Annotated in this window: 22 protein-coding genes; 3 read left to right on the plus strand and 19 right to left on the minus strand. The window is 36.2% G+C overall.

What is annotated here, in order from left to right; all coding sequences use genetic code 11:
• From ACKI3D_RS08420 to ACKI3D_RS08455, 8 genes are all read right to left on the minus strand, one after another.
• On the minus strand, nt 1–4,676 hold a 4,676-nt coding region (locus tag ACKI3D_RS08420), incomplete at its 3' end, for a beta strand repeat-containing protein (RefSeq protein ID WP_407393665.1).
• A gap of 678 nt (nt 4,677–5,354) precedes the next feature.
• A complete protein-coding gene (locus ACKI3D_RS08425; protein ID WP_407393666.1) occupies nt 5,355–5,744 on the minus strand; it encodes a hypothetical protein in 390 nt (129 codons plus the stop codon).
• Between the two features lie 35 nt (nt 5,745–5,779).
• Nucleotides 5,780–6,202 (minus strand): hypothetical protein, encoded by a 423-nt coding sequence (locus ACKI3D_RS08430; RefSeq protein WP_407393668.1) that lies wholly within the window; start codon nt 6,200–6,202, stop codon nt 5,780–5,782.
• A gap of 678 nt (nt 6,203–6,880) precedes the next feature.
• Nucleotides 6,881–7,273 (minus strand): hypothetical protein, encoded by a 393-nt coding sequence (locus ACKI3D_RS08435; protein ID WP_407393670.1) that lies wholly within the window; start codon nt 7,271–7,273, stop codon nt 6,881–6,883.
• Complete coding sequence (locus ACKI3D_RS08440; protein WP_407393672.1) at nt 7,266–7,628, minus strand: hypothetical protein; 363 nt, start codon at nt 7,626–7,628, stop codon at nt 7,266–7,268. The genes ACKI3D_RS08435 and ACKI3D_RS08440 overlap by 8 nt, the downstream gene beginning before the upstream one ends.
• 220 nt (nt 7,629–7,848) lie before the next feature.
• Complete coding sequence (locus ACKI3D_RS08445) at nt 7,849–9,513, minus strand: AMP-binding protein (protein WP_407393673.1); 1,665 nt, start codon at nt 9,511–9,513, stop codon at nt 7,849–7,851.
• 3 nt (nt 9,514–9,516) lie between these two features.
• Nucleotides 9,517–9,660: a hypothetical protein gene (locus ACKI3D_RS08450; RefSeq protein ID WP_407393675.1), complete on the minus strand. Its 144-nt coding sequence runs from the start codon at nt 9,658–9,660 to the stop codon at nt 9,517–9,519.
• A 26-nt stretch (nt 9,661–9,686) separates the two neighbouring features.
• Nucleotides 9,687–10,259, minus strand: coding sequence for a helix-turn-helix domain-containing protein (locus ACKI3D_RS08455; RefSeq protein WP_407393677.1), 573 nt, complete (start codon nt 10,257–10,259; stop codon nt 9,687–9,689).
• Nucleotides 10,260–10,721: 462 nt separating this feature from the next.
• On the opposite strand from ACKI3D_RS08455, the gene ACKI3D_RS08460 reads away from it, so the two are divergent.
• From ACKI3D_RS08460 to ACKI3D_RS08470, 3 genes are all read left to right on the plus strand, one after another.
• Complete coding sequence (locus ACKI3D_RS08460; RefSeq protein ID WP_407393679.1) at nt 10,722–11,414, plus strand: hypothetical protein; 693 nt, start codon at nt 10,722–10,724, stop codon at nt 11,412–11,414.
• 5 nt (nt 11,415–11,419) lie between these two features.
• Entirely contained in the window at nt 11,420–11,998 is a 579-nt protein-coding gene (locus ACKI3D_RS08465; RefSeq protein WP_407393681.1) for a sugar O-acetyltransferase, read from the plus strand.
• A 214-nt stretch (nt 11,999–12,212) separates the two neighbouring features.
• Nucleotides 12,213–12,923: a thymidylate synthase gene (locus tag ACKI3D_RS08470; RefSeq protein WP_407393683.1), complete on the plus strand. Its 711-nt coding sequence runs from the start codon at nt 12,213–12,215 to the stop codon at nt 12,921–12,923.
• Between the two features lie 12 nt (nt 12,924–12,935).
• Here ACKI3D_RS08470 and ACKI3D_RS08475 read toward each other — a convergent pair whose 3' ends face one another.
• From ACKI3D_RS08475 to ACKI3D_RS08525, 11 genes are all read right to left on the minus strand, one after another.
• Entirely contained in the window at nt 12,936–16,388 is a 3,453-nt protein-coding gene (locus tag ACKI3D_RS08475) for a C1 family peptidase (RefSeq protein ID WP_407393685.1), read from the minus strand.
• Nucleotides 16,389–16,498: 110 nt separating this feature from the next.
• Nucleotides 16,499–17,479 carry a choloylglycine hydrolase gene (bsh, locus tag ACKI3D_RS08480; RefSeq protein WP_407393687.1) on the minus strand — a complete coding sequence of 327 codons (981 nt, stop codon included), beginning with the start codon at nt 17,477–17,479 and terminating at the stop codon, nt 16,499–16,501.
• A gap of 85 nt (nt 17,480–17,564) precedes the next feature.
• Nucleotides 17,565–18,110, minus strand: coding sequence for a rubrerythrin (rbr, locus tag ACKI3D_RS08485; RefSeq protein WP_407393689.1), 546 nt, complete (start codon nt 18,108–18,110; stop codon nt 17,565–17,567).
• A 60-nt stretch (nt 18,111–18,170) separates the two neighbouring features.
• Entirely contained in the window at nt 18,171–18,716 is a 546-nt protein-coding gene (gene rbr / locus ACKI3D_RS08490; RefSeq protein WP_407393691.1) for a rubrerythrin, read from the minus strand.
• A gap of 121 nt (nt 18,717–18,837) precedes the next feature.
• Nucleotides 18,838–19,683, minus strand: coding sequence for a DUF4013 domain-containing protein (locus ACKI3D_RS08495; protein WP_407393693.1), 846 nt, complete (start codon nt 19,681–19,683; stop codon nt 18,838–18,840).
• A gap of 104 nt (nt 19,684–19,787) precedes the next feature.
• Nucleotides 19,788–20,504 carry a DUF4013 domain-containing protein gene (locus ACKI3D_RS08500; RefSeq protein ID WP_407393694.1) on the minus strand — a complete coding sequence of 239 codons (717 nt, stop codon included), beginning with the start codon at nt 20,502–20,504 and terminating at the stop codon, nt 19,788–19,790.
• 130 nt (nt 20,505–20,634) lie between these two features.
• Nucleotides 20,635–21,606: a methenyltetrahydromethanopterin cyclohydrolase gene (mch, locus tag ACKI3D_RS08505; RefSeq protein ID WP_407393695.1), complete on the minus strand. Its 972-nt coding sequence runs from the start codon at nt 21,604–21,606 to the stop codon at nt 20,635–20,637.
• Between the two features lie 146 nt (nt 21,607–21,752).
• Nucleotides 21,753–22,520 (minus strand): Cna B-type domain-containing protein, encoded by a 768-nt coding sequence (locus ACKI3D_RS08510; RefSeq protein WP_407393697.1) that lies wholly within the window; start codon nt 22,518–22,520, stop codon nt 21,753–21,755.
• 68 nt (nt 22,521–22,588) lie between these two features.
• Nucleotides 22,589–23,089 (minus strand): nitroreductase family protein, encoded by a 501-nt coding sequence (locus ACKI3D_RS08515; protein ID WP_407393699.1) that lies wholly within the window; start codon nt 23,087–23,089, stop codon nt 22,589–22,591.
• The gene (locus ACKI3D_RS08520) at nt 23,090–24,646 is read right to left on the minus strand and encodes a chloride channel protein (RefSeq protein WP_407393701.1); all 1,557 of its coding nucleotides are present in this window, start codon (nt 24,644–24,646) and stop codon (nt 23,090–23,092) included.
• Nucleotides 24,647–25,207: 561 nt separating this feature from the next.
• Nucleotides 25,208–25,452 (minus strand): hypothetical protein (locus tag ACKI3D_RS08525; protein ID WP_407393703.1); only part of this gene is annotated, 245 nt, incomplete at its 5' end.

Consider the following 25,452-nt stretch of genomic DNA (forward strand, 5'->3'; position numbering starts at 1 on the left):
CTTTCGTTGAAGATAGCCTTATTGTTGTTCAACTCACCATCTCTAACGATAATGTTGGTACCGTTAATGAATGCAGCACCACCACGTTCAGCAGTGTTGTTATCAGCAATAATATTGGTAAATGTAGTACCATTTGAATTAACGTAAATAGCACCACCCATAAGTCCTGCCCTATTGTTGGACACACTTACATTTTCAACAGTACAGCCGTCACCTGCAATATTAATACCACCACCACGTAAGGTAGCGGAGTTATTGTCCAGGTTACAGTTCTGAACGGTTACATTATCACCACGGATGAATGTGGATCCACCACGATAAGCGGTGTTATTGTTACTGTGAACATTATCTACAATGATTTTGTCACCGACAATGTCAAATCCACCACCTAAACCGGAAGCATCAGGATTGCTTTCGTTGAAGATAGCCTTATTGTTGTTCAACTCACCATCTCTAACGATAATGTTGGTACCGTTAATGAATGCAGCACCACCACGTTCAGCAGTGTTGTTATCAGCAATAATATTGGTCAATGTAGTACCATTTGAATTAACGTAAATAGCACCACCCATAAGGCCAGCCTTATTGTTGGACACACTTACATTTTCAACAGTACAGCCGTCACCTGCAACATTTAAACCACCACCACGTAAGGTAGCGGTGTTGTTGTCCAGGATACAATCTTTAATGATAGTATTGTCACCACGTATAAAAGTAGAACCTCCACGATAAGCTGTGTTGTTTACGGATGTTACATTGATGAATTTACAGTCATTACCGAATACGTCGATTGCACCACCGATACCGGAATTGTCAGGGTCGCTTTCATTGAAAATAGCTTTGTTATTACTGAATGTTGAATTTGAAACAGTAATGTTATTTCCTTCAATGAATACTGATCCTCCACGGCTAGCGGTGTTGTTGAGTGAATCAATTTCGTAAACGTTTAAGTTATCGGTTTTGATGTATATTGCTCCACCTTCTCTGTCTGCATGGTTATTTGACACTTCAAGGTCATAAACTTTACAGTCATCACCAGCGATGTCGATTCCACCACCTCTACCGGAACCATCGGTTCCGTTATAAAGCGCTTTGTTTCCAACTAAAGTACAGTTGTGAACTTCAACGTTGTTTCCTTCAATAAATGTGGAACCTCCTCTGGCAGCTGTGTTGTTTACTGAGTAAACATCCTCAAAGGTTGCATCGTTACCCAATACGTAGACTGCACCACCGTCGGTGCCTGCCCTGTTGTTGGATACGTCAACATCATATACTTTACAATCGTTACCGAAAACGTTGATACCTCCACCACGCAAGTCCGCAGTGTTGTTTTCAAGTGTACAATTGTGAATTGTGATGTTGTTTCCTTCAACGAAAGTTGATCCACCTAATTGAGCTGTGTTGTTGACTGAATTGATGTCATAGATGTCAAGATTACTACTTTTGATGTAGACAGCTCCACCTTCTCCGTCAGCGTGGTTGTTGGACACTTCCAAATCGTAAACCTTACAGTTGTCACCGGCAAGGTCCAATCCACCACCTCTACCGCTTAATCCGGTAGCAGAAGAATTGTAAGCATTGTTTCCAACTAAAGTACAGTTGTGTACATCTGCATTGTCACCATCAACAAATGTGGAACCTCCTCTGTTAGCGGTGTTGTTGAATGAATATACATCAACAAATGTTGCATCGTTACCTTTAACGTATACAGCACCACCATCAGTTCCAGCACGGTTGTTTGACACGTCAACATTATTTACGTTACAATTGTCACCAGCAACATTTAATCCTCCACCACGCAAAGTAGCGTTGTTACTGTTCAATGTACAATTATCTACAAGAGTATTGTCCCCACGAATGAATGCTGCACCACCAAGGCTTGCATTGTTATTATTAGCGGTTACATTAGTGAATCTACAGTTATCACCGAGTACATCTAATCCTCCACCAATACCTGACTCTTCATTGCCGTTATAAATAGCACTGTTGTTGCAGAATGTGGAATTCTGTATGACTGCATTGTTACCTCTAATAAATGAGGAACCACCGCGAGCAGCGGTGTTGTTATTTGAGGTAATGTTATCGAAAAATGCACCTTCTGTAATCAAATAAATAGCACCACCGTCGGTACCTGCCTTATTGTTTGATATGTCAGAATTTATGAATTCTGTTGGTGAAGATGTAGCGTTGATGAAAAATCCACCACCTTCAGAAATAGCTGTGTTGTTTTCAAAGGTACTGTTTTCTACTGAAACAGTTGCAATAATATATAAATCAACTGCTCCACCTCTGTCTGCAGTGTTATTGTAACATTCACAATCTACAATGTCTACATGTTCAATGTGATACATGTGAAGAGCACCACCTTGAGCCCTTTCGTCAGCACGGTCTCCTTTAGCGGTGTTGTTGATGAATGTTGTGTTTATGTAACGTAATGATGGTCTTGGACTTACAATATCGTCGATTGTAACGTCAATACCACCACCGTTACCGTTGAAAGCAGTGTTGTTTATTAATTCTGAATCATATGTGTTGAATGAGCCTCTTAAAGCTCCACCATATGAACCACTATTATTTATGAAAGAAGAATTATAAACGCTTACTTCCTGAACACAGGACCAGATAGCTCCTCCACCGTTTGGAACACCTCTTCCTATTCCAGACCCATCATCGAGGGTACTTAATGCAGTGTTATTAATGAAAGTGGAATTATAGAAATTCCATCCTGCAGCATCATTGTTTACTCTTACAGCACCACCACCTATATTAGCGGTGTTGTTGATAAAGGTACAATTATTGATTGCTCCATTAGTACCTCCTACTATATCAATGGCACCACCATAATCGGTATTGTTACCATTGATGAGTGTGATACCTTGGAGATTTACACCATCAACATTAGTAATTGTGAATATTCCTGATTTTCCTTCAGCATTCAATACAGTGCCGTCAACACCAATGATTGAAATTGGCTTATTAATTACCATTTCGTCACTAATATCATTTAAATAAGTGATATTTTTTAGCATTAAAATTGCACCGGCGTCTGCATTGTCAATTGCTTCTTGAATATCAGAAAATGCATCACCTTCAACATTCACAATACCAAAAGTGCCTACTTTTGTTTTACCGTCTAAATAAGTAGCGGTGTAAGTATAGGTGTCTTTTGGAAGAGCAGAATAATCGTAAGTGATTTGACCGTTGCTATCAGTGACATCAGTGACAGTGGTTACTAAACCCCCATGTGAATCACGAATTTCTAAAGTGATATCTTCGTTAGGTAAAGGAACTTTAGAACCTTCGCCACCGGATGCTCCTTCTATATTTCCGACAACAATATTGGAATAGTCAGTAGCTAATGTAAATGTCAACACAGGATATCCTGCATTAACACTTAAATCATTGACTCCTCCAAGTTCACAGTTTGAAACTTTACCGTCAGCACTGCCGTCAGCGTAAATCGCTTTACCTGTAGCAGCATTGTTGTCTGTAAAGTTACAGTAGCTCATGTCTGCATTATGACAGTCATCTGCAATGTAGATAGCTCCGCCACTTTCTGTAGCAGTGTTGCTTGTGAAATCACAGTTAGTTATGGTAGCATCATCCTGGTAAACACTGATAGCACCACCAGTACTAGCTTCATTTTCAGTGAAATTACAATTTTCAACATTAATGCCTGATGATTCAATATATACTGCCCCACCGTGTCCAGCTTTGTTTCTTTCAAAATTGCTGTTTATAATGCTTGAACCTGTTCCGGCAATTGCAATTGCACCACCAAACAAATGACCTGCTGTAGCTTCATTAGCAACAAAGTTACAGTTATCGACTACAGAATTTTCTCCGCCAATATATACTGCTCCACCATCGGCATTGCTGCCCTTATTATTGGTGAAATTAGAATTTCTTATTTCTGTTGTACCAGTACTATAAATAGCTCCATAATTCTGCGCAGTATTCGAATCGAAATTACAGCCTGTTATTTCAGTGTTTGAGCCTTCAAGATACATTGCTCCACCAGATCCTCCCCAAACAGCTTGATTGTTTGTAAAGTTACAGTTTTCAATTTTTGTATTTGAAGAACTAGTGGAACTGTGAATGGCTCCACCATATTGGTTATTACAGTGGTCAAAGGCACAGTTTGAAATTGTACAGTCAGAACTTTGTATATCTACAGCACATAATGGGCCTTCTCTAGTATTTGTAAATTCAATATTAGTCAAAGTTATTCCAGAAGCGCTTAACCTAAATATTTTATTTGCAGAGCTTATTGTAGAATAACTATTAGGATTTGTACTACTTCCTCCACTAATTTTTAAATTTGGAATAGTAACATCAACAACAATATCATTATCCCAATTGTTCCAACCAGTAGAGTCTATAGTCTTATTGCCTAAATAAATTGTATCTCCAGCTTGAACATTTCCAGAATTCAAATAATCTTGAATTTCTGCAAGTGTAGAACCAGAAAAGTCATGATCAGTAGCTAAAATCTCATTATCGTTACTAATTTGTAGATTATCCATCGCAGATTCACCCGACAGCGAACCCGATATGTCGTCACTCATCGTCGTCAATGTCATATTATTCATTGTCGGATCTTGCGATGCATTAACTACTCCTACTAAAGATACGAACAAGAATAATATCAAAATAAATAAAATTGGTTTTTTCATTTCGATATTATCTCCTCCATTATGAACACAATTTTTTACTTACACATATAATAAACAAAGTTTATCATACCGTTCTGGATAAAAAAATCCAGAAAAATGTAAAAAAATATTCTAAAATCTAATGATTTACTGAACAAAATTACATCCCTTAAGGAAAGTAGAAATTTTTTCAGCCGTTCTGAACAATTTACAATCTTTAATTCAATAAATAAGAACGTTAAAATATTATCTTACATCACTACATTAATTCTTAATATATAAATATTTTACAATATTGTTTTTTCAGTGCAAAAAATCAGTTAAATTTCACCCATTCTGCAAAAAATATCTGACTTAAAAATTGCCTTTTTCCATTGAAGCAAAATGAAAAACAACCGATATTAAAAATCCATGAAAAAAGAGGATAAAACTCAATCCAATGAAATATAATAAAAAAAATAAAAAGATTATATGATTTCATCCAAAAGCATCGCTTATAAAGGCCTGTTATTACTCAACTTTTTTTAAAGTGTTATAAAGAAGTTTAAGTTGGAAAAATAAATTCATTAACTATCATTTTTACTGCATCATAACAATAAATGATTACACCATCAAAAATATGTAATAAAATTGTTAATATTTGAAGTGCTATTATATAATGGCCGATTATCTAAAAGCACTCAAATAAGCCAAGAAATATCAGATGAAGTTTTCAAATATATTATTGGCCAAAACCTCATCAAATACATACCAAATCCTGTTTTCATCTAAAACCAATTCTTTTAAATTAGAAATAGAATCGGCTTCAATAACATAACCGAATTCATTATAGCAAAGATTTTCACCTTCCATTTTAACCCTGAATATGCCAGTGTTGTTTTCCAGATAATTAGCTTTCAGTTCCCAGGTGAGAAGATCTTCAAAAAAGCAAAATACCTCCTTCAGTTCAATATTTTCAACATTTGACAAATCCAAAATCCCATAATCAATTTTAACCAATGTTTCTACGCTCAGAAACTCAATAATCTCTCCAAAATAATTATCCAAATTAAGCTCCATTGAAACCTCAAAATATATTAAACAATTCATGAAAAACTTTCAATTAATCAAAATGTCAATGAAAATCATTCATTCATCACTATCATCCTCTCCATTATTGAAATCACATGCTGATTCAGGGGATTGTCAAGTGACAGAAACTCTGCATTTCCCCTGGACGAACCGAACTGGGCAAAGTATGGAGTCTGACCGCATCCGCCTTCAACCGTTGCTCCGAAAGTGATTTCACCCCTCCTGTATTTGATTCCAAAGTCGGCGAATTCGAATTCCAGAACTTTATCAAGATCTTTAGTCCTGAAGCATTCGCACTCGCTTCCATGCTCAAGCTTAAAAATCGCCTCTTCGGGATTGGAACTTACACAGGATGCAAATACCAGCCTGATATAGATTCCATCCTCTGAATATTTTTCGCTTAAAAATCGGAAAAATTCCTCATTCATTTCATCGAAAGCATACTTTTCATCGGCCATTCCGACATAGGTGGGCATGTAATCCCCGGCGCTGAGCTCCTCAACGTAGAAATGAAAGTCATCGTTTCCATCTACAGATCTTTCAACAGTCTTCCTTACATTCAAATTGATTTTTCTAGTCATTTCCATATTCTATTCCTCTTTAATGATGATGGTTTAAATTTTAATGCCGTACAAATTCCAATAGAAATTTCTAAGATACAATACGGGATTTCCCGTTTCGATATAACTCCATAACGTAACAATTACCGCATGGATAATGATTATAAATGCCAGATTAAGAGCGATATATTCAAAGATGAATATAAAGTCCCAAATGTCTATCATTCAGCACCTCCAAAAGACGGCAGCGGCTGAAGGAAAATAGGAGATAAAGGTGAAAAGAATGATAAAGAACTTTTTTCAGCCACCGCCCAAATTTACAAAGAACTATGTTACTGCGTGTAACTGATCATCTTAAAAGAACACTACACATCCTGTGCAGTGAATTATGACCTGTGGTGTCATTGTTATCAGCCCCCTAAAAAAATCAAGTTCGTATAGAGTCCAATTTCAGTTTTCGATATAATGGCGAGGTTATTTTATATCAATTTTTTATAAGTGCATAATAGATGGGTTCGCTTCATATATAAAGTTTTGTTATTGGGTGCAATAGTGACAGAATTAAGAAAATTTTTATGAATTAAAAAAAATAGCTTAGATATTGTATGGAGGTGATTTCTTAAGAGCTTCAACTTCTTTCAAGATTATTTCAGATTTGACTCGAACCTCATTCAAATGTTCATTGAAATGGTTTAATTCCAAGTTCCAATCATAATCAGCTTCATTACGAAGTTCTTTTAAATCCAATAGTTTTTCCCCAATAGAAACTTCTGTATTATCATTAGAATCGATTAAACGATTATAAATTCTTTTATGAATTTTATTTCCATTCAAAAACTCATGTTCACCCATTATTTCAACAAGGTATGTTCTTACAGAGCCTAAATCAGAATAATAATATCTGCTAATCCCTGAACGAATGTTTGCTTCACCACCTAATTTAACTAACTTTTCAGCACTATCAAAAAAATCAGCAAAATCAAACATTCAAAACACCTGCACGGATTGCAAATTCGGATAAAACCTTATATTCCTTCCTTAATGGCCTTAAGTTTAATCTAATGTTTTCAATATCCTCATGAACACCATTGTGAAAACGTTCAGAAGAAACATATATTCTTAAAACCAGATGGGTTAAATCTTCGCATTCAGGGTCATATACCATCTCAAGACAATATTCCTCATCTGAAAAATATTCCTTCAAATAAGGTTTAACTTCATCCAACAACACAAAAATTCCACTATTCTCTTCAAGAAAATTTCTAACTTCAAGTGGAGATTCAATACTATAGTACTCTCCAAGAGCCTTGAACTTTTCATTGAAATTAACATTTTCTTTCATAATAATCCTCCGGTTGAGCATATTTTAACTCAACAAAACATATTATAGATTTAATAGCTTAAATAACTTTCTAAATAACTTAAAACAATCTGGGAAGCTAAAATCAATATTGTTTTTATCTAATAATAATTATAAAAAAAGTAGTATAAAAAATAAGCAGTTTCAAATGAGAACAATTTTTCGAGATGAAAGCAATTATAAAAAAATAGTTTAAGGGAGCCTATAATTCTCCCCTTTCACGCCTTTCATCCAATAATTTAAGACCAATTTCGCCTAACTTGTACTTCTGGATTTTACCGCTTGTAGTAAGCGGGAACTCATCAACGAAGAACACATATTTAGGCACCTTGAATCTTGCAATTGATCCAATACAGAAATCACGGATATCAGCTTCTGTCACATCATCAAAGCCATCTTCCTTGATGATGAATGCTCCGACGATTTCACCGTATTTTTCATCCGGAATTCCTGCAACCTGAACATCCTGAACGCATTCATGAGTAAACAGATATTCCTCGATTTCACGAGGGTAGATGTTTTCCCCTCCTCTGATAATCATGTCCTTGATACGGCCTACGATGGAGTAGTATCCGTCTTCGTCAACTGTTGCAAGGTCTCCTGAGTGAAGCCAACCGTCCGGTTCGATTGTCTCGGCGGTCTTTTCAGGCATGTTATAGTATCCTTTCATGACGTTGAATCCTCTACACATTATCTCTCCCGGAACTCCAGGACCCACTTCCTCACCTGTTTCAGGATCAACAATCTTGACTTCAATATTCGGGAATTTACGGCCGACTGTGTTGATTTTCTTCTCGAAGGAATCAGCTGCATTGGTTTGTGTAAAACCTGGAGCCGCTTCGGTAAGGCCGTATACACTGGTAATCTCCTTCATGTTCATCTTTTCGATTGCATCCTTCATGGTCTCGACAGGACAGGTTGAACCCGCCATGATTCCAGTACGTAAAGAGCTCATGTCAAACATTTCAAACATAGGGTGGTTCATCATGCCTATAAACATGGTAGGAACGCCATAAATGGATGTGCATTTCTCCTTCTGGATTGATGAAATGGCCAATAACGGGTCATATTCCTCTAGAACAACCATAGTTGAACCATGAGTAATTACAGCCATAACACCTAAAACGGTACCGAAACAATGGAATAAAGGCACCTGCAACAATAGCCTGTCCTTTGGAGAGTAGTTCATGTTTTCTCCAATGTAGTAGCCGTCGTTTACGATATTGCGTGATGTCAACATCACTCCTTTTGGGAAACCTTCGGTTCCTGAAGTGTACTGCATATTGATTACGTCATGCTGTGTAACGGCATCCTTAACCTTTTGATAATCCTCATCATCATAACTCATGCCTAAGAGCAATAATTCGTTGGTGTTATACATTCCACGGTGCTTTTCCTGGCCTACATGGAAGATGAATTTCAAATGAGGGAATTTTTCAGATACAAGATGGCCTCTTGCACAGCTTTTAAGTTCAGGTACAAGTTCATGAATAATATCAAAATAGCTTGTATCCCTAAAACCGTCAGTCATGGCCAATGCTTTCATATCAGACTGTCCCAGGACATATTCCAGCTCATGTGACTGATAAGCGGTGTTAACTGTAACGATTGTCGCTCCGATTTTTGCTGTTGCAAACATGTAGGTTAACCACTCAGGCACGTTTTTGGCCCATATTCCAACATGGTCTCCCTTTTCAATTCCAATAGCTAGCATTCCTTTTGCTAGATTGTCAACTCTTTCATCAAATTCCTTATATGTAAATCTTAAGTTTCTATCTGGATAAACGATAAATTCATGGTCTGGCTGCTTTTCAACCATTGACTCGAAAAACTTTCCTAATGGAAGTTCTGTAAATAATTCAGACATTGTTCATGCCTCCATTTTGTAATCTTTAAATTCAACATCCTGGCTCAATAATCCATTCAAACACAACAACAAGTAACGCAAACCCAAATCTCTAGTGAAAAATCTTATCAAACTGTTTTCTTTTTTGTATTGTGTTATTTCAAACATTTCTATCAAGCCTCATTTCATCATTTCTAGTATGGAGTGTAGAGCACAGCCAGTATCTTTGCCTTGTCTTCACCGCTTGCGTGCAGGTGGTGTGGCACTACTGAATCATAAAATATTGTGTCTCCTTCACCGATAATGTATGAATCATTACCATAGATTACTTCAATTTCCCCTTCAAGCACATAAATGAACTCTTCACCTTCGTGGGAGGACAGTTCCTTTTCCCCTTCCTCATAGTCTATGTCAATCAGGAACGGATCTATGTTTCTGTCAATCTTTCCTGCGCCTAGTGAGTGGAATTCCAGATTGGTTGCGTTTGTCACGTCTTCCCTTCCTGAGAAGTAAAGTGAGTTTTCGGTTATGCCGTTTCTTGTTACTACAGGTCCAAGTTCAGGGGTGTCATCGAGAAATGTTCCAAGCCTGACGCCTAATGCCCTTGCCATTTTGGTTAATGGTGTAAGTGAAGGGATTACTTCTCCGTTTTCCATAGCCTGCAGGACTTCTAGCTTTACGCCGCTTCTCTCAGCAAGCTCTTCTATTGTCATGTCTTGTCTTTCTCTAATGTCTTTTATCTTTTTTGCAAAGTCTTCGTTTGTCATATTTTTCACTCGTTTGAATTGTTACTTAAAATATCTAAGTATTAATAATTATATTCAAAAAGATATATAAAAGTATGCTAAAACCCTCAAATTATCGGCAATTATTTAATTTTAGGTTTAGAAATAACTGAAAAATGTTAAATGTTCAGTTCGGATAATCCCAAAAGTGAAAATTGATTTGATTTGATTAAATTATCAAAACTTAATTAATAATGATTTAATCATGAAATAATGACTTAAAAATCAAGAAAATTAATAAATATTAGCTGATACAATAGTATAACTGTAAAGAATTCACCTATTCTTTACAGATTTTGCAGAAAATATCCAAACTATGTTAGTCGATGAGTTCAAATTGGCGAATAAGGTCAGGTTTATCCGGCCTTATTCTAAAAAATAATATTAAACATTTCCCAAAAAGTATTATACCTTAAAGTTCAAAAATATCCTATAGGTGAAACTTTGAAGAGAACAACCAAAATAATACTCATTATCGTTTTATTATTGGCACTCGGTGGTGCACTGTACTATGAGAATTACAAAATCGAACATGCCCCACATCGCATCATTGGAGAAAATGACGTTGGAAGCGTTGAAAAGACCATTTACGGAAATGCCAGCGCCAATAAATCAATTGCTCTAATTACCGGAATACATCCTAGGGAAACCTTGGCAATTGATCCTGAAATCAAGGCGGCTCAGGAATATGGAAACTCGACCGATGATGTCAAGATTATACACTACAAAGTTAATGTAACCAAAAATCCTAAAAACTACAAGAAAGGCCGTGCAAACGGTGAAAGCCTTGTTCATGACTTTGTAAATCCGGATGTTACAAAATCAGATGCCGATGCGGTAATCATCAGCCACTCCCATGTCGAGTGGTATGGCGAAGGATTCTACCTTGCCACACCTGAAATGGACAAGGATTCAGTCAAGATAGCTAAAAAAATCAACAAAACAAGCGATTTCGGATATTACCCTGCAACCGGAAACGAAACCTACAAGTCCACCTCCGCAGTGCTGGTATCAAGGCCTATTGCACAGGCAGGATATCCTACATTCGTATATGAAATTCCCGAAAACATTACAGAGCAGAATTCAACAGACATGGCAAAGCAGCTGTTCGATTTGTTAGTCAAATACACAAAGTGATTTAAATGGAACTCGAGGAATACCTGGATTACGTCAACAGCAAAAAAAGAATCATAGCAAATTCAAAAGAGCATCTTTTCATGACCGAACTGCTTCATGAAGCATTGAAGATTACACACAAAATCAACAACGAATACCACACTCCCGAAGAGATTCAGGAACTCTTTGGTGAGCTTACAAACACTCCTGTCAACAGGTCTCTGGGACTGATGCCTCCGTTCAACACCGACTGCGGCAAGAACATCCACATCGGCGAAAACGTTTTCATCAACTCAGGATGCAAGATGCAGGACCAAGGGGGAATATACATAGGCGATGATGTGCTTATAGGACACAATGCCTGTCTTTTAACCCTGAATCATGCCCAGGAACCTGAGGCAAGAGCAGACATGTATCCTGAACCGATCCATATCGGAGACAAGGCCTGGCTGGGCTCAAACGTTACCATATTGCCTGGAGTCACCATCGGCGAAGGAGCTATCGTTGCTGCAGGGGCAGTCGTTACAAAAGATGTCGAAGCCAACACCATTGTTGGAGGGGTTCCTGCAAGATACATCAAGGACGTCGGTGACGATGCAGAATAATCAAAATTGCGATTGATTAAAACAACACCACACAATTATTTTTTTAAAATTTCAATAGCTATCTATCAATAAAATAAACCTCACATTAAAACATCAAAATGTCAATGTGGAAACATACATTCACCTGCAAAATTATGCCAACTTTGCCGATTTTGAATAATAATTATATACCATTTAAAACAAAAGATAAATCAATTAAAAAGGGACTGTTATTATGTTAAGTATTAATCAATGTTACTTGGATTTTGTAGATAAAATCCTTAAGCAAGGAAAGGAAACATATAAGGACTCAAACCATCATTTACTTGAAAGTTTAGGTAACTTTTATATAATCGATGATCCGATGGACTTGAAATTCAGAGCAAAATATCAAAACTACACAACCGACATGATGCTTGCGGACATCAAATCCGGAAAATACGATATCGAAGGATGCCCAATCAAAGCAGATGCGCTGTACGAATACGTAAGGTCAGCAGAAGACCCTGACATCATCGACAATACCCAGGGTTTCGTATACACATACCCAAACCGTATCTTTGCACACTTTGACGTGGACCAGTTCGAAACAATGAAAAAAAGAATTCTGACAGCAACCGGATCAAACAGAGCAGTTGCAGTAACAATCAACCCTATTGAAGATGCCGAAGAAGAGGACATCCCTTGCCTTCAATTCCTGCAATGCCTTGTGCGCGATAACGAACTGACAATCCACTGCATATTCAGAAGCAACGACATTTTCGGAGCATTCTACTCAAACATGTTCTTCATAACATATTTAGGAATAAAAATGAAAGAGGAAGTAAACAAGGAAATCGTCGGAGAAAAACTGAACTTCGGCGGAGTGCACTACCACTCAACCTCCGGACACATCTATAATACTGACTTAAAAGCAGCCCGCAAATTAATTAAAGCAAACAAATAAGGTTTTTTAACCTTATTTAATTATTATTCTATTTGTTACCTTAGCATCACCATAACTTGTTTTTATTTTATAGAATCCTATCTTATACTTTTTAGTGATTTTCAAGGTAGCTTTTCCTTTTGAATTGGTCTTGACCTTGTAGGTCTTTCCCTTGAATTTAAAGGTAACCTTCTTGTTTTTCAAAATCTTTCCCTTTGAACTCAAAAGTTTGGCTGTGAATTTGATGGTTTTGCCCTTTATGGCAACTGTGTCCTTAGTGATGATTGTCGGCTTTACTACAACCGCATTCTTGACTGTGAATCCTTTATATGTGGCGGTTACTTCATATGTATTAGGTTTCAGACCTATCTTAAGTAATGCATAACCATCTGAGTCTGTGTATCGGTAATAGTTTTTGCCGTTTATATTGAATTTCACCTGAACATTTTGGGCAGGTTTTCCGTTGTCATCTAAAACCTTAACCTTATAGGACTTGCCTGCACCGAAATATGCTGTAAAATCCTTATTGTTGTTTATCCTATTGACGACAGTAATCTCCTGACTTGAAACCTCATCATTCAAAAGATTTGTGACTTCAACAAGATATTTTCCGGAATCCTGGAAGATATCATAGGATATTATGCCTTTTGAGTCTGTAAATACCTTATACTCATGTGAATCAATAGATATTTTCATTTCCTTATTTGCCAATGGCTTGCCATCTGAATCAAGTATTGATGCTGAGTATGTTGAATTGTATGTGTAGACATCAGATGAAGGCAATTTGATTGTTGATAGAACTTTAAGAGTTGCTTTTAATGTTGAGCTTAGATATTTGCCTTCAGCAGGTGAAAAGACTGTAATGTCATATTTACCCAAATACAAGTACAAGTCAATGGTTGCAACTCCTTCACGATTTGTATTGGTTGTGTAGGTTTCATCTAACAGGGTGAATGAAACTTTCTTGTCGACAAGCGGATTTCTGTCCTTATCAAGCAATTTTACTGAAAACTTATTTTCATCACTTAAATAGAATTCCAGTTTGTCGGCTTTAATGGACTGTTCCAGACTTTCTATGTTGGTTGAAGTATTTCTATTGTTTAGAGTTGTAAACGCCTTTATGCATGCTACCTGTGAGAGGTAGGAATGATTAGGATATGTCCATTCAAGGCCGTAAAAGTCAACCCAATTTATGCCGTCATAACTTACATAAGATATGTTAGGAGCGTAGAACTCATGATTTAGGGAAACGGCTTCTGAAATAGGAACTCCCGCATCCCCATCAACGGTAATCTTGAATTCAATTTCAAAGACATCCCCAATCTTAAGAGGTATTAGCTTATTTAAATTGATTGTTGAATAGCTTGAAGGGGATTTTCCATTTTGGGTGTATTTCAATACATTGTTCACATAAATTGACAGCTCCCAGTCGGTTTCCTTCTGGAAATGTGTTGATACTGCTCTTAAATATTCGTTTGCAGTTGATGTGAACTTATTCTTATACCATACAGTATCAGTCTTGTTTAGGAAGAAATCGGTTCTTCCCGGAATGTCATACTGGTAGTTCTTATCGAATCTGACGGTATCGTTCAATATGAAAGTGTAGGATACGTCAGTCTTGTTGACGGTAGCAAGTTTTGAATCATAATATGAAACGTAGAAATATCCACTATCTCCGCTGTTGGTTCCCCAGCTGTTTTTTACAATCCATGCGCCATTTCCTTTAGGAAGTTCGGAATTTACCTTATTGAAATTGTTTCTTGAATAATTGTCATCCCATCCTATAATGGTTACGGCGTGATTTGAACTGGCAGTGCCTGAATAGTAATAGTTTTTCTTGTCCTTAATGTATGAACTGCTCCAATAGACGCAAGTTGCAACGGCACCATAGTCCATTATCGCCCTTTTGATTGCATCATTGTCTGTGTAATCGGTTCTTGTCAGGAACAATACGTTTTGAATATGGGTTAAACTATTTAGTAAAGGAGATAATGTGGACTTTTCGTAATATGCATCATCGCTTTCCTTTACAGGACCAAACCAGCCGGTGAGATATCCTACACCCATATCGTCATATCCTCCGGTGTTGGTGTCCATGCTCCAGCCGTAATCGGAATAGAGGGACATGATATTCTTCATGTTGTTTTCTGACAGGTCATATGAAGTGCCTGTGGCCTTGAGGATGCATGATTCAAGTGAAGCGAGAGATGCGAAAGCCCAGCAGTTTCCTCCGCTGCCCTGGTTTTTGACTGAAGTCACCTGACCCAGATTTCTCAAGTCATAGCTGGTAGGCAGAGTGCCGCTGGACAGGGTATTTTTGGATTTCATTAAAATATAATTGCTATCGCCAATGGTCATATTAATAAAATCAGTCTTATAGGCATCCTTATAGTTTTTAGCCTTATTGCCTGAAAATGAATTGTTCAATGCCTTGTCGAATAGTGAATTATAAAATATTTCACTTAAAAGGCAATAGACACCGCCTGCAGTATCCTGAGCGGTGTTGCTTATAAATTTATTGGAATAGATGTTGAATATTTCAGCTCCATCAACAAAGACCGCCCCTCCGTTTTCTGCAGTGTTGCCTTTAAAGACAGAATTTTTAAGGGTAATGTAGCCGTACATTGAGTAGAATGCACCGCCGTTGTATTTAGCCTTATTGTTCTGTGCTGATATGTTGAATAAAGTGATATTGGATCTCAGAGATGTGATTGCCCCTCCAAAAGTGGCTGTACAGTTTATGAATTCAAGATTCTGGGCAATGAACTTGTCAATATCCCTAAGATAGATTGCTCCCGCCGCATCACCGACGGAATAATCATTTATGAATTTTGATTTTTTGATTGTTAGATTAATGCCGCTTTCAGCTACAATGGCCCCTCCAAAATTCTGTGCGTAATTGTTGATAAATGTTGAATCCTGGATATTCATGACTCCTTCTTTTGTAGCATAGATTGCACCGCCGGATTGGGCATGGTTATTTTCAAAAGTACAGTTGATGATATTTATGTTTGCGTTATATGTATCGGAGGCTATGACTGCACCTTTGGTTGAATAGGAATCCCTAAAAACAACATTTTGAGCAGTCAATTTACCTGAATTGGTAATTTTTGAAGACTTCAGATTAATATTCTTCAAAACAAGTGATGAAGAAGAAAATACTGCATTGCTAATTATGGTATTCTGGGAGCTTTCGCCAATGAAAGTTACATTGTAAGAGCTTACGCTGCCTTTAAGATTATATTCCCCATCTTTTAGATGAATTACAGAATTGCTGTTAATCCTATCGGTTTTAAGCTCCTTATATGGATTATCCTTTGATCCGTCACCGGTATCATTTTCGACATTGATGTCAAAATAAAAATCGCCGGATAGATTATCACTATCGATTTCAGATATTATTGTTTCATTATCATCTGCACATACTGTTGGAATCAATAATAGAAACAATAATGACAACAATGCAATAAGGTAAATTTTTTTCAAAATATTGCCTCCATTCTACCAATTAACAGTTAAAACTTGGTAAAAAATACAAATTATATGTATGTATAACAATTATTATATAAAATACTATGTAAAAAAAGAGAAAAAATTTAATTAATGAAGTTAAATTGCTCTTCATTAATCAATTTATAATTAATCAAATCGTTTGAATCCAAATTTTCATTATTCAAATTAACAGCGGTAATCTGAGAATTGTTATATGTTCTGTAGTACAGCACTCCATCATTGGTATTGTAGCAGGAGGTGTATATGGTATATTCATATAAGTCCGGCTCATCAATAAAGGTACAGCCGTTTTGCTGTTCAACTGACCCTAAAATATGGAAAAACTGGCTGACGCTGCTTGCTTCATCCACATCGGAATATGAATTGGCCCGTGTAAATGCTACTTTTGCAAATCTTGATGATGAAGACAAATCTCCAGGCAGTCCGATTCCACCCATTCCTCTTGAATATTCGTCCAAATCAATATCTCCTCCAAATGTATTTGCAGGATTTTTATTGGATAAGTGTCTATAATTATTCAGGTAAAATAACTGTTTATCGAATGGAGGATTATTTGTTAAAACACCTACTGGATTGTCATATATTTTCAATCCGTCAGCTAATGGTTCAACAATAATCGCTTCGCCGCTATTATCGGAAAGCATCCAGTGAAGTGGAGACAACGGAAGTTCATCGGCAAAGTTGATGTTTACCAAATTAATCTCTTCAAGCAATTTTCTAGCTTCACCAACACTGCCTGCACAGCCAAGTATATATGGAATCAGTTCAAATGGTGTGACATTTATCATGCCTTCTTTATATTCCTGATAGACTGCATTTCCTGAAAAGTTCAATCCAGCAATAGCCAATCCTTTTTCGTTGCATGCATCATAATATAGAGGATACTCGTCAATGCCTGCAGCAATGCCGATTATGGCATAATGTGATTTGATATCATCAATCTTTCTAAAAATAAATTCATAATTTCTTGGAGTTATTATAACTTGCTCATTATATGAAATTTCATAGTCAAAGTTACGCCCGAAATAATGATTGTCTGTTAAATAATTACTGGCAGTACACATACCTATCACCTATATTATAATATGTTTTTAACATATTTAATTTTAGGGATAGGTTAAAAAAAAAGAAAGGAGTTAATTTAAACTCCTAGATATAACTGGTATCCTGTTTTCTGAAGTGTGCTTGAGGGTGGTCGCATAACGGACATACTTCAGGAGCATCGGTTCCATAATGGATGTATCCGCAGTTGTTGCATTTCCAAGCAATCTCTTCATCTTTCTTGAAGACTTTTCCTGCTTTGATTTTATCAGACAATGCATTGTATCTGTCTTCGTGAGCCTTTTCGGTAGCTCCTGCTGCATCGAACAGGTCTGCAATATCGTCGAATCCTTCTTCACGTGCGGTTTCAGCGAATTCCTTATACATTGCAGTCCATTCCTCATGTTCACCGGCAGCCGCATCTGCAAGGTTGGTTAAAGTGTCAGGCACTTTGCCTCCGTTGAGGAGTTTGAACCAGATTTTTGCATGTTCCTTTTCATTGTCGGATGATTCCTGGAAAATGTCCTTGATTTCCACATAACCGTCCTTTTTTGCTTGGGATGCATAAAATTCATATTTTACACGTGCCTGGGATTCTCCGGCAAGTGCTGCTTTCAAGTTTTCTTCGGTTTTTGAGCCTTTCAAATCTGCCATAATATCTACCTCGATTAAAATTTTGAATAAATAAAATTAAAAAAAAGAAAAAAAGAGAGCTTATTTAAAGTTAGTAGCTCTTTCTTCAAAGTGTGCTTTAGGAAGTCCGCATACAGGACATTTTTCTGGTGCGTTAGGACCTGAGAAAACAAATCCACAGTTTTCACATTTCCATTCGATGTCTGCTTCTTTGTTGAATACTGTATCGTTTTCAACATTAGCAAGTAAGGTTCTGTATCTTTCTTCGTGTTCTTTTTCAATAGCTCCAACTTTTTCAAATAAGAATGCAATCATTGGGAAACCTTCTTCTTTAGCGGTTTCAGCAAATTCTTTATACATTGAAGTCCATTCTTCATTTTCCCCATCAGCTGCAGCGTTAAGGTTAGCTATTGTGTCTGGAATTTCTTCATCGTGCAATAGTTTGAACCAGATTTTAGCATGTTCTCTTTCGTTTTTGGAAGTTTCCATGAAAATATCATGGATTTGAACATAACCTTCTTCTTTAGCTTTAGCTGCGAAGTATTGGTATTTGGTATGTGCTTGGGACTCACCAGCAAATGCTGCTTGTAAATTTTCTTCAGTTTTTGTACCTTTTAATTCAGACATAATATACATCTCCAATACTAATAAGTATAATCTTCATTAGATAAAAAGTTTTTTGAAAAAATATTGAATAAACTATAATATTTAAAAAAAAGTAATAAAAAGGAAATTGAAATCAATTTCCTTAAGCGATGTCGGAATATAATAACCCATAAGCCCTTTGTGAGAAGAACGCCAAGTACGGAGTTACTATAATTGATAGAATTGATAATGCTGGGACTTTACCATATAAAAAGCCTAAAACAGCTTCAATAACAGCTACAATGACTACTATTAAAAGCACTACTGCAATCACTTTACCAATACCTATTCTTGTGATGTCCTTTGCCGCTTCAATAACGTTCAATGCTTCACCTAAACTGCCGGTATTTGCCAATCTTGACTCACCCATAGTTAAAAGGAATGAGAATATTATAAACAATACAACTGCAATTAAACCTGTGATTGCAATTGAAGTTCCGAATGCTGCCAGTGTAGGCTCGGAAACTGATGATATAATTGCAGATGTAGCGGAAGTTGAATTGGCAGCTGCAGTTATATTTGCAGAATTGGCTGAAATCTCTTGAGTCATTTTAAGGATATTTCCCGGAACATTTGTAATCAATGCAACGATTCCAACGATGATTGTAGGAATAATCATATAGACAATGTTGACAATTAGCATTTTTATACCGGTTACAATATCATTTTTCCAATCGAACTCAGGAGCTTTCTCATCAAAGTCAATACCTGACTTTATAAGATCCACCTGATAACCTGTAATAATAAGTCCAACGACGATTGAAAGAATTATTAAAATGGCTGCAATGATGAAAAATATGGCAGATGAATTAGCTGCATAAACAGATGCAAATACACCGCCTGCGATTAATAAACTCATTACAAACATTATAACAATATATATTGCAAGTTTATCCAGATTATTTGATGGAAAGACAAATGCTTCCTTAATAATATCTAAAATTTCCATATTATACACCTTTAAAATTATTACTCAAAATAAGAGCACATAATACTTTAAACATGCTAGTATATAAACTTAATTTAAAAAAAAAGAAAAAAGGTTAGGTTTATCTAACCGCTTGCGTATAATAAACCTAAAGCTTTGTAACCGAATAAGGTAATAAATCCGCTAATAAGAATTGTAGCAATAAGTACTCCGACAAATGGAATAATACCGAATAATCCAATTATCAAAGCTGCAATCATTGCAATAATTATGAAAATAATCAAGAATAAAATGATTTTTAATATTCCAATTCTTTTAGCATCTGCGAAAACTTCTCCAACATTCAATGCGTCTCCTAAATCACCGGAATTAGCGAATCTAGCGACTGCAACCAATTCAAATATTCCGAATAAAATAGCTATAATCAATACGATGATTGTTGCAAAGCTTAATACAGCAAAGCTCTGATTAATCGCTGCACCAAATATGGCAGAAGATCCTAATATAATTAAACCAATAATAAATGGAATAATCATGTAGACTATACTGATAATAACAACTTTAATTCCGTTAATCAAGTTTGCCATAATGTCAAAGCCAGGAACTTCATCTGAATGCTGAATACCTTTCTTAATTACCTCAATACCATATCCTGAAAGGATAATACTAAAAATAATACTTATAATACCTGCTAAAAGGATAATAATGAAACTATCCTGTCCTGAAGAACTCAGGGTACTTGATAGTCCTGCAAGCAATCCAACAATTCCGACAATAATCCATTTTACAATGTCATTTAATGGATATGTCACGGATTCTGAGAAAACATCTATTAAACTCATTTTTTTCACCTATTAATTTTATTTTGAAAAATTTACACTCCCTTTTAAGTGTCATTAATGATTTGATTTTAATAGTATTTAAAATATACTGTTAAACTATAAAAAAAGAAAAGAAAAAAGATGAACAAATTTATTCATCTAAACCGAAGGATTTTTTGAGTAAATCTGCGTTGACAAATCCTTCTTTGTACATTTTACCGGTTGTCAAATCATTGATTACTACTTCAGCAGGAGCAAACATTCCTTTGTCGATTTGGTAGAAGTCAAATCCAGCTTCTTTAAATACATCGAAGAATGGTTTACCATATCCGTCAGCTGCAGAAGATGGTAATTGAGCTGCTACATTAGCAATGTCGTCTCCTTCTTCAGATTCAACATAGTAGTAAGTTCTTCCACCGAAGAGTACAGCGTCATTGGTTTTACCCATTGCCTTGAGTCCGTCAGGGTCGACAGGTGCGATAGGTGCAATACCTGCTGCATGTTTTACTTTAGTAACGTCGAATTTGATGAATTCCAACATTTTGTAGGTTCCGTTTTCAACTACCCTACCGGAAATTTGAATGGATCCGACGAGAGAAGATGTTGGAGCTACAAGCAAGTATACGTCTTTAACATCAACATTACATTCATCAGCAATATATTGTGCAACTTCTTCACCAGGCAATACGTCAGCTTCTAAAGTCAAGATAGCTAAATCAGCTTCTTTGTCTTCATAACCGATTTCTTCATAGGTTTCTGCAGGTTTTAATGCAATAGCTCTTGCAGGACCTGATCCAAGTGCGAAGAAATCTCCTACAGATACTGACCAACCTGCTTTTTGGGAACCTAATGTTGAAATAGAAGGTGAGTCTGTTTTAATCTTTACTGAAGGAAGAGCGAATTTTTCAGACAAATCTCCAGGAATTGAAATTCCAACATCTGCAAGTCCACCAAGACAAACTTTAGTATAAAGTTCTCCTGCTTTAAAGCTTCCATCTACATTAACACCACAATCTAAAACAGTAGCACCATTTTCTAAAGTTTCTACAGCGATGTTCAATTCATCTGCCTTTTCAATCATTACATCTACGGTTTTCTTAGCTTCTATGTTTACACTTACCATAGTCTAACCTCATAAATAATTCTAACTTATAACTTTTAAGTTACTGAATAAAAATATATTTTTATTATTATTTATATTTGCCTAAAAGAATTCAAAAAAAGAAAAGGGTTGTAGATGAAAAAATACATCTACCTGAATTTAATTATTTATTTTTTACGTGAAAATGGAACAAAGGCTACAACTCCCAATACACATACCAAAGCAACAATAGGAATACCTGTGTTTCTTAATGTGGTAGTGGTTACATTATGTTTTTTAGGGGTTTTTGCAGTCTGAGGTTCATTTTTCTCTTTAACTACCGTAGTTTTACCGGGACTTGTTACTTGTAATCCATCTACTGTAACATTAGCTGAAATATCTTCAGATTCTTCATCTCCATCAGTTTCATTGATATCGTCAGCCTCATAATCAGTTTCATTAGTATCATCATCAGTAGAATTGTCATCAGCAACATCGTCAGACTCATCATCAGTAGAATTATCGTCAACATCATCAGTAGAATTGTCATCTGCAGCATCTACAGACTCATCATCAGCACTATCTCCCAAGACATCCTCATTGAGTGTGCTTGTAATGACAAAACCTGCATCGGCACTTCCACTTACTGAAACTGAATATCCATTGATGGCACCAGCACTGACTTTAAAAGTTCCGTCATCATTTTGAGCTTTAAAAGTTGCTTTCCAAGCGTTAGATTCTTTTAAAATAGCTGTATCAACAACTTTGCCATCATTGATAAGGTCCACTTTAACCTGATTCGGCCTTTCACTGATTTGATTATTGTCATCCCAATTGATTTTGACTGAAATGACCTTTAATCCGGAATCATCCTGACTGTCCGCTGCAGAAATTGCTCCTACAGAGACAATCAAAAAGATTGAAAGTAATAAAATTGCCAATATTTTCTTATTCAAGGTATTACCTCCCATTAACATATCAATAATATTTTATTTAACTGAAAAGTATTTAAATGTATACCAAATCAGTATCTGTCATGATGAACTTTGCTTTCATCATATCTAAACTTAACTTCACCTTCATCTTTTGGCCATCCCACACAAATCACTGAAAATGGAATGCAGTGGTCAGGGATTTCAAGATATTCCTTTAATTTCAATGTCCTGTCTTCAATCGGATGAAAACCTAGCCAAACCGCACCCAATCCTTCATGAGTTGCCTGCAACAATATATTCTCGTTACAGGCTCCAAGGTCCTGTTCAATCATTCTGTGAACTTTGGCTTCATTCAAATTTCCAATTGTAATGATTAGATGGGATGCATTTGCAGCGGGTTTTGCAAACCTGTGCATTTTGGAAATTGCTTCCTTATCCTCTTTTTTGGAAACGACAATGAACTCCCATGGCTGTGAATTGCAGGAAGAAGGTGCCTGCATACCTGCCTTAAGCAGATTTTCAATCAGTTCATCCGGAACTTTCTCATCTGTGAATCTGCGAACGCTCTTTCTTTTAAATATTATACTCATTCAACCACCAAACAACTCTTCAATTTCTTCACGAACAAACGGATAATCATTCACATCAGTCAAGACCTGAATCTGGTCGCCATACTTGATATGGAAATCCTCACTAGGAATTATGTATTTTCCGTTTCTGATGACAGACACTACTATTGCATTTTTAGGAAATGGAATGTCCTTAACCTTGAAATTGATGAAATTGCAGTCAAGCGGAACAAGATATTCGGACAAGACATGCTTAGAAGGTTTTTTGACAAACTCCCTGTTTTTGGCCAAAAGCAGCCTGTCATATAATGATTCATAAATCGGTTCGTTTCCTAAAAGTGTAGGAACCACGTAAGCTATTAATGATACGATAATCATTGCAACAAGGGATTCTGTTGAACCGCACATCTCTGCTATCAGTACGACTCCTGTGATAGGAGACCTTACGGTTGCAGCGAAAAATCCTGCCATTGAAATGACAATGAACTTATAAACCAATGCCTGTTCAAATCCGAATATCGGGACAACGACAGAACCGAATACTGCTCCGATATAAGCGCCCAATACCAGAATAGGTAAAAATATGCCTCCAGGAGCACCTGATGAGAATGAAAACATTGAAAAGAGGTATTTCATTAAAAGGAGGAATACCAATACTCCAAGTGAAGGCATGGCTATATCCAGCATGTCCATCATGAAGTGTCCGCCGTCACTGATTTCAGGAATGGTCAGGGCTACAACGCCTGATACCAGAAACACCAAGACGAACTTAAGCCATGAGGGAATCTTCAAATTGGAAACGAAATCGCTTGACTTTATCATTCCAACATTGTAAACATAACCTAAAAGGCCAATTAAAACACCTAAAACAATTAAAATCCAATAGTATTCAAGCGGAATATTGTGGATTGGAAATGTCAGTGCAGTTGACTGGCCGAATATGACTTTTGAAATGAAATCAGACACGATAGCTGATACAAGTGCAATGAAAACCAAAGTCTTGTCGAATCCATGATTGATTTCTTCAAATACGAATATCACACCTGCCAAAGGCGCATTGAAAGCTGCAGTAATACCGACTGCCGAACCGACAAGTATCAGTCTTAACTCATCAGTCTTGGATCCCTTAAATAATTTTGCAACACCTTTGCCTGCCATACCACCAATCTGAACTGACGGGCCTTCAGGACCAAGTGAAAGACCTCCCAGAGCAGTAAGAACACCGGAAACAATTTTTGAAAAAAGAACCTTTACCCAATTGGCTTCCATGTGTCCCTTTACCTCAGCGTATACTTGAGGTATTCCGCTTCCTGCAGAGTCAACTTCCCATTTGGTTAGCCAGTCCACCAAAAGCCCCATAATAGCCAAGGCTATGAAAAATAGAATTGTGTAAATCAGATTTCCATTGATTACACTTAAATAATCTCTTAAAACATGTTCTGAGCCGTAAAGTAAAAAACGATATAAGCATACCATTAATCCGGCAAATATACCTACCATTACGCCCTGAACGGTTAAACGGAAAATATATTTTGGATTTTCAGCCACAGATTTTAATGTTTTCTCAAGAGATTTCATCAATTAATAATATTATTCCAAATCATATAAATTATTTTCAAAGTCTCGCACAAATACCTTAAATTTTTTCTTCCTTTCGTGAAGATTTAATAGCCTTCACTTTCAAGCTTTTCCTTTTGGTATTCAATCCTCAGATATTTTGGATTTAGCACACAATCGCTTTTAAGTGTCCTCCAAAAATGTCTTTAGAGTCCAGTAATTTTTCATTTAAGCTTTTTCGAGTCATACTTTTCCCATTTTTGAAAGTAGATTAACAAATACATTTAAAATTATTCCCAACTCAATCCCATTTTTTATATATTTTGTTCCTAGGACCAATATCAATAATTTCTATTTCTTTTTTTAATTCATCAATGAAATAGATTATTCTATACTTACCAACTCTTGTTTTTACATTTGGGGCACTTTTTACTTTTAAATGAACTTTCCGCTTCTGTATAAGGATTAATTGATAACTTAATATACTTCTCATATACCCTATTTAACAAATCCCTATCTTGAAGATGATTATCCATGAATTTAATTGCTTTTTTATCCTCAAAAATTTCATACACAGACTCATTACAATCTTTTTGATTTGATGACATCTAAATCAACTTTTCTTGTTCCCTCATAATTTCCATTTGCGAAATGTTTAATTCTTTCATTATAATATGCCGCCTCATCATCACTGAACTCTTCAAAAACCACATTTTCATAAACTGTTATTAATCTTTCAATAATATCATTGTATGTTTCTGATTTCAAACCTAAATGGGATAGTTTTTCATGTATTTCTTCAGTAACTCGAATAGTTTTCATAGCCA

The organism is Methanobrevibacter sp. (assembly GCF_045586545.1).
Taxonomy (GTDB): domain Archaea; phylum Methanobacteriota; class Methanobacteria; order Methanobacteriales; family Methanobacteriaceae; genus Methanocatella.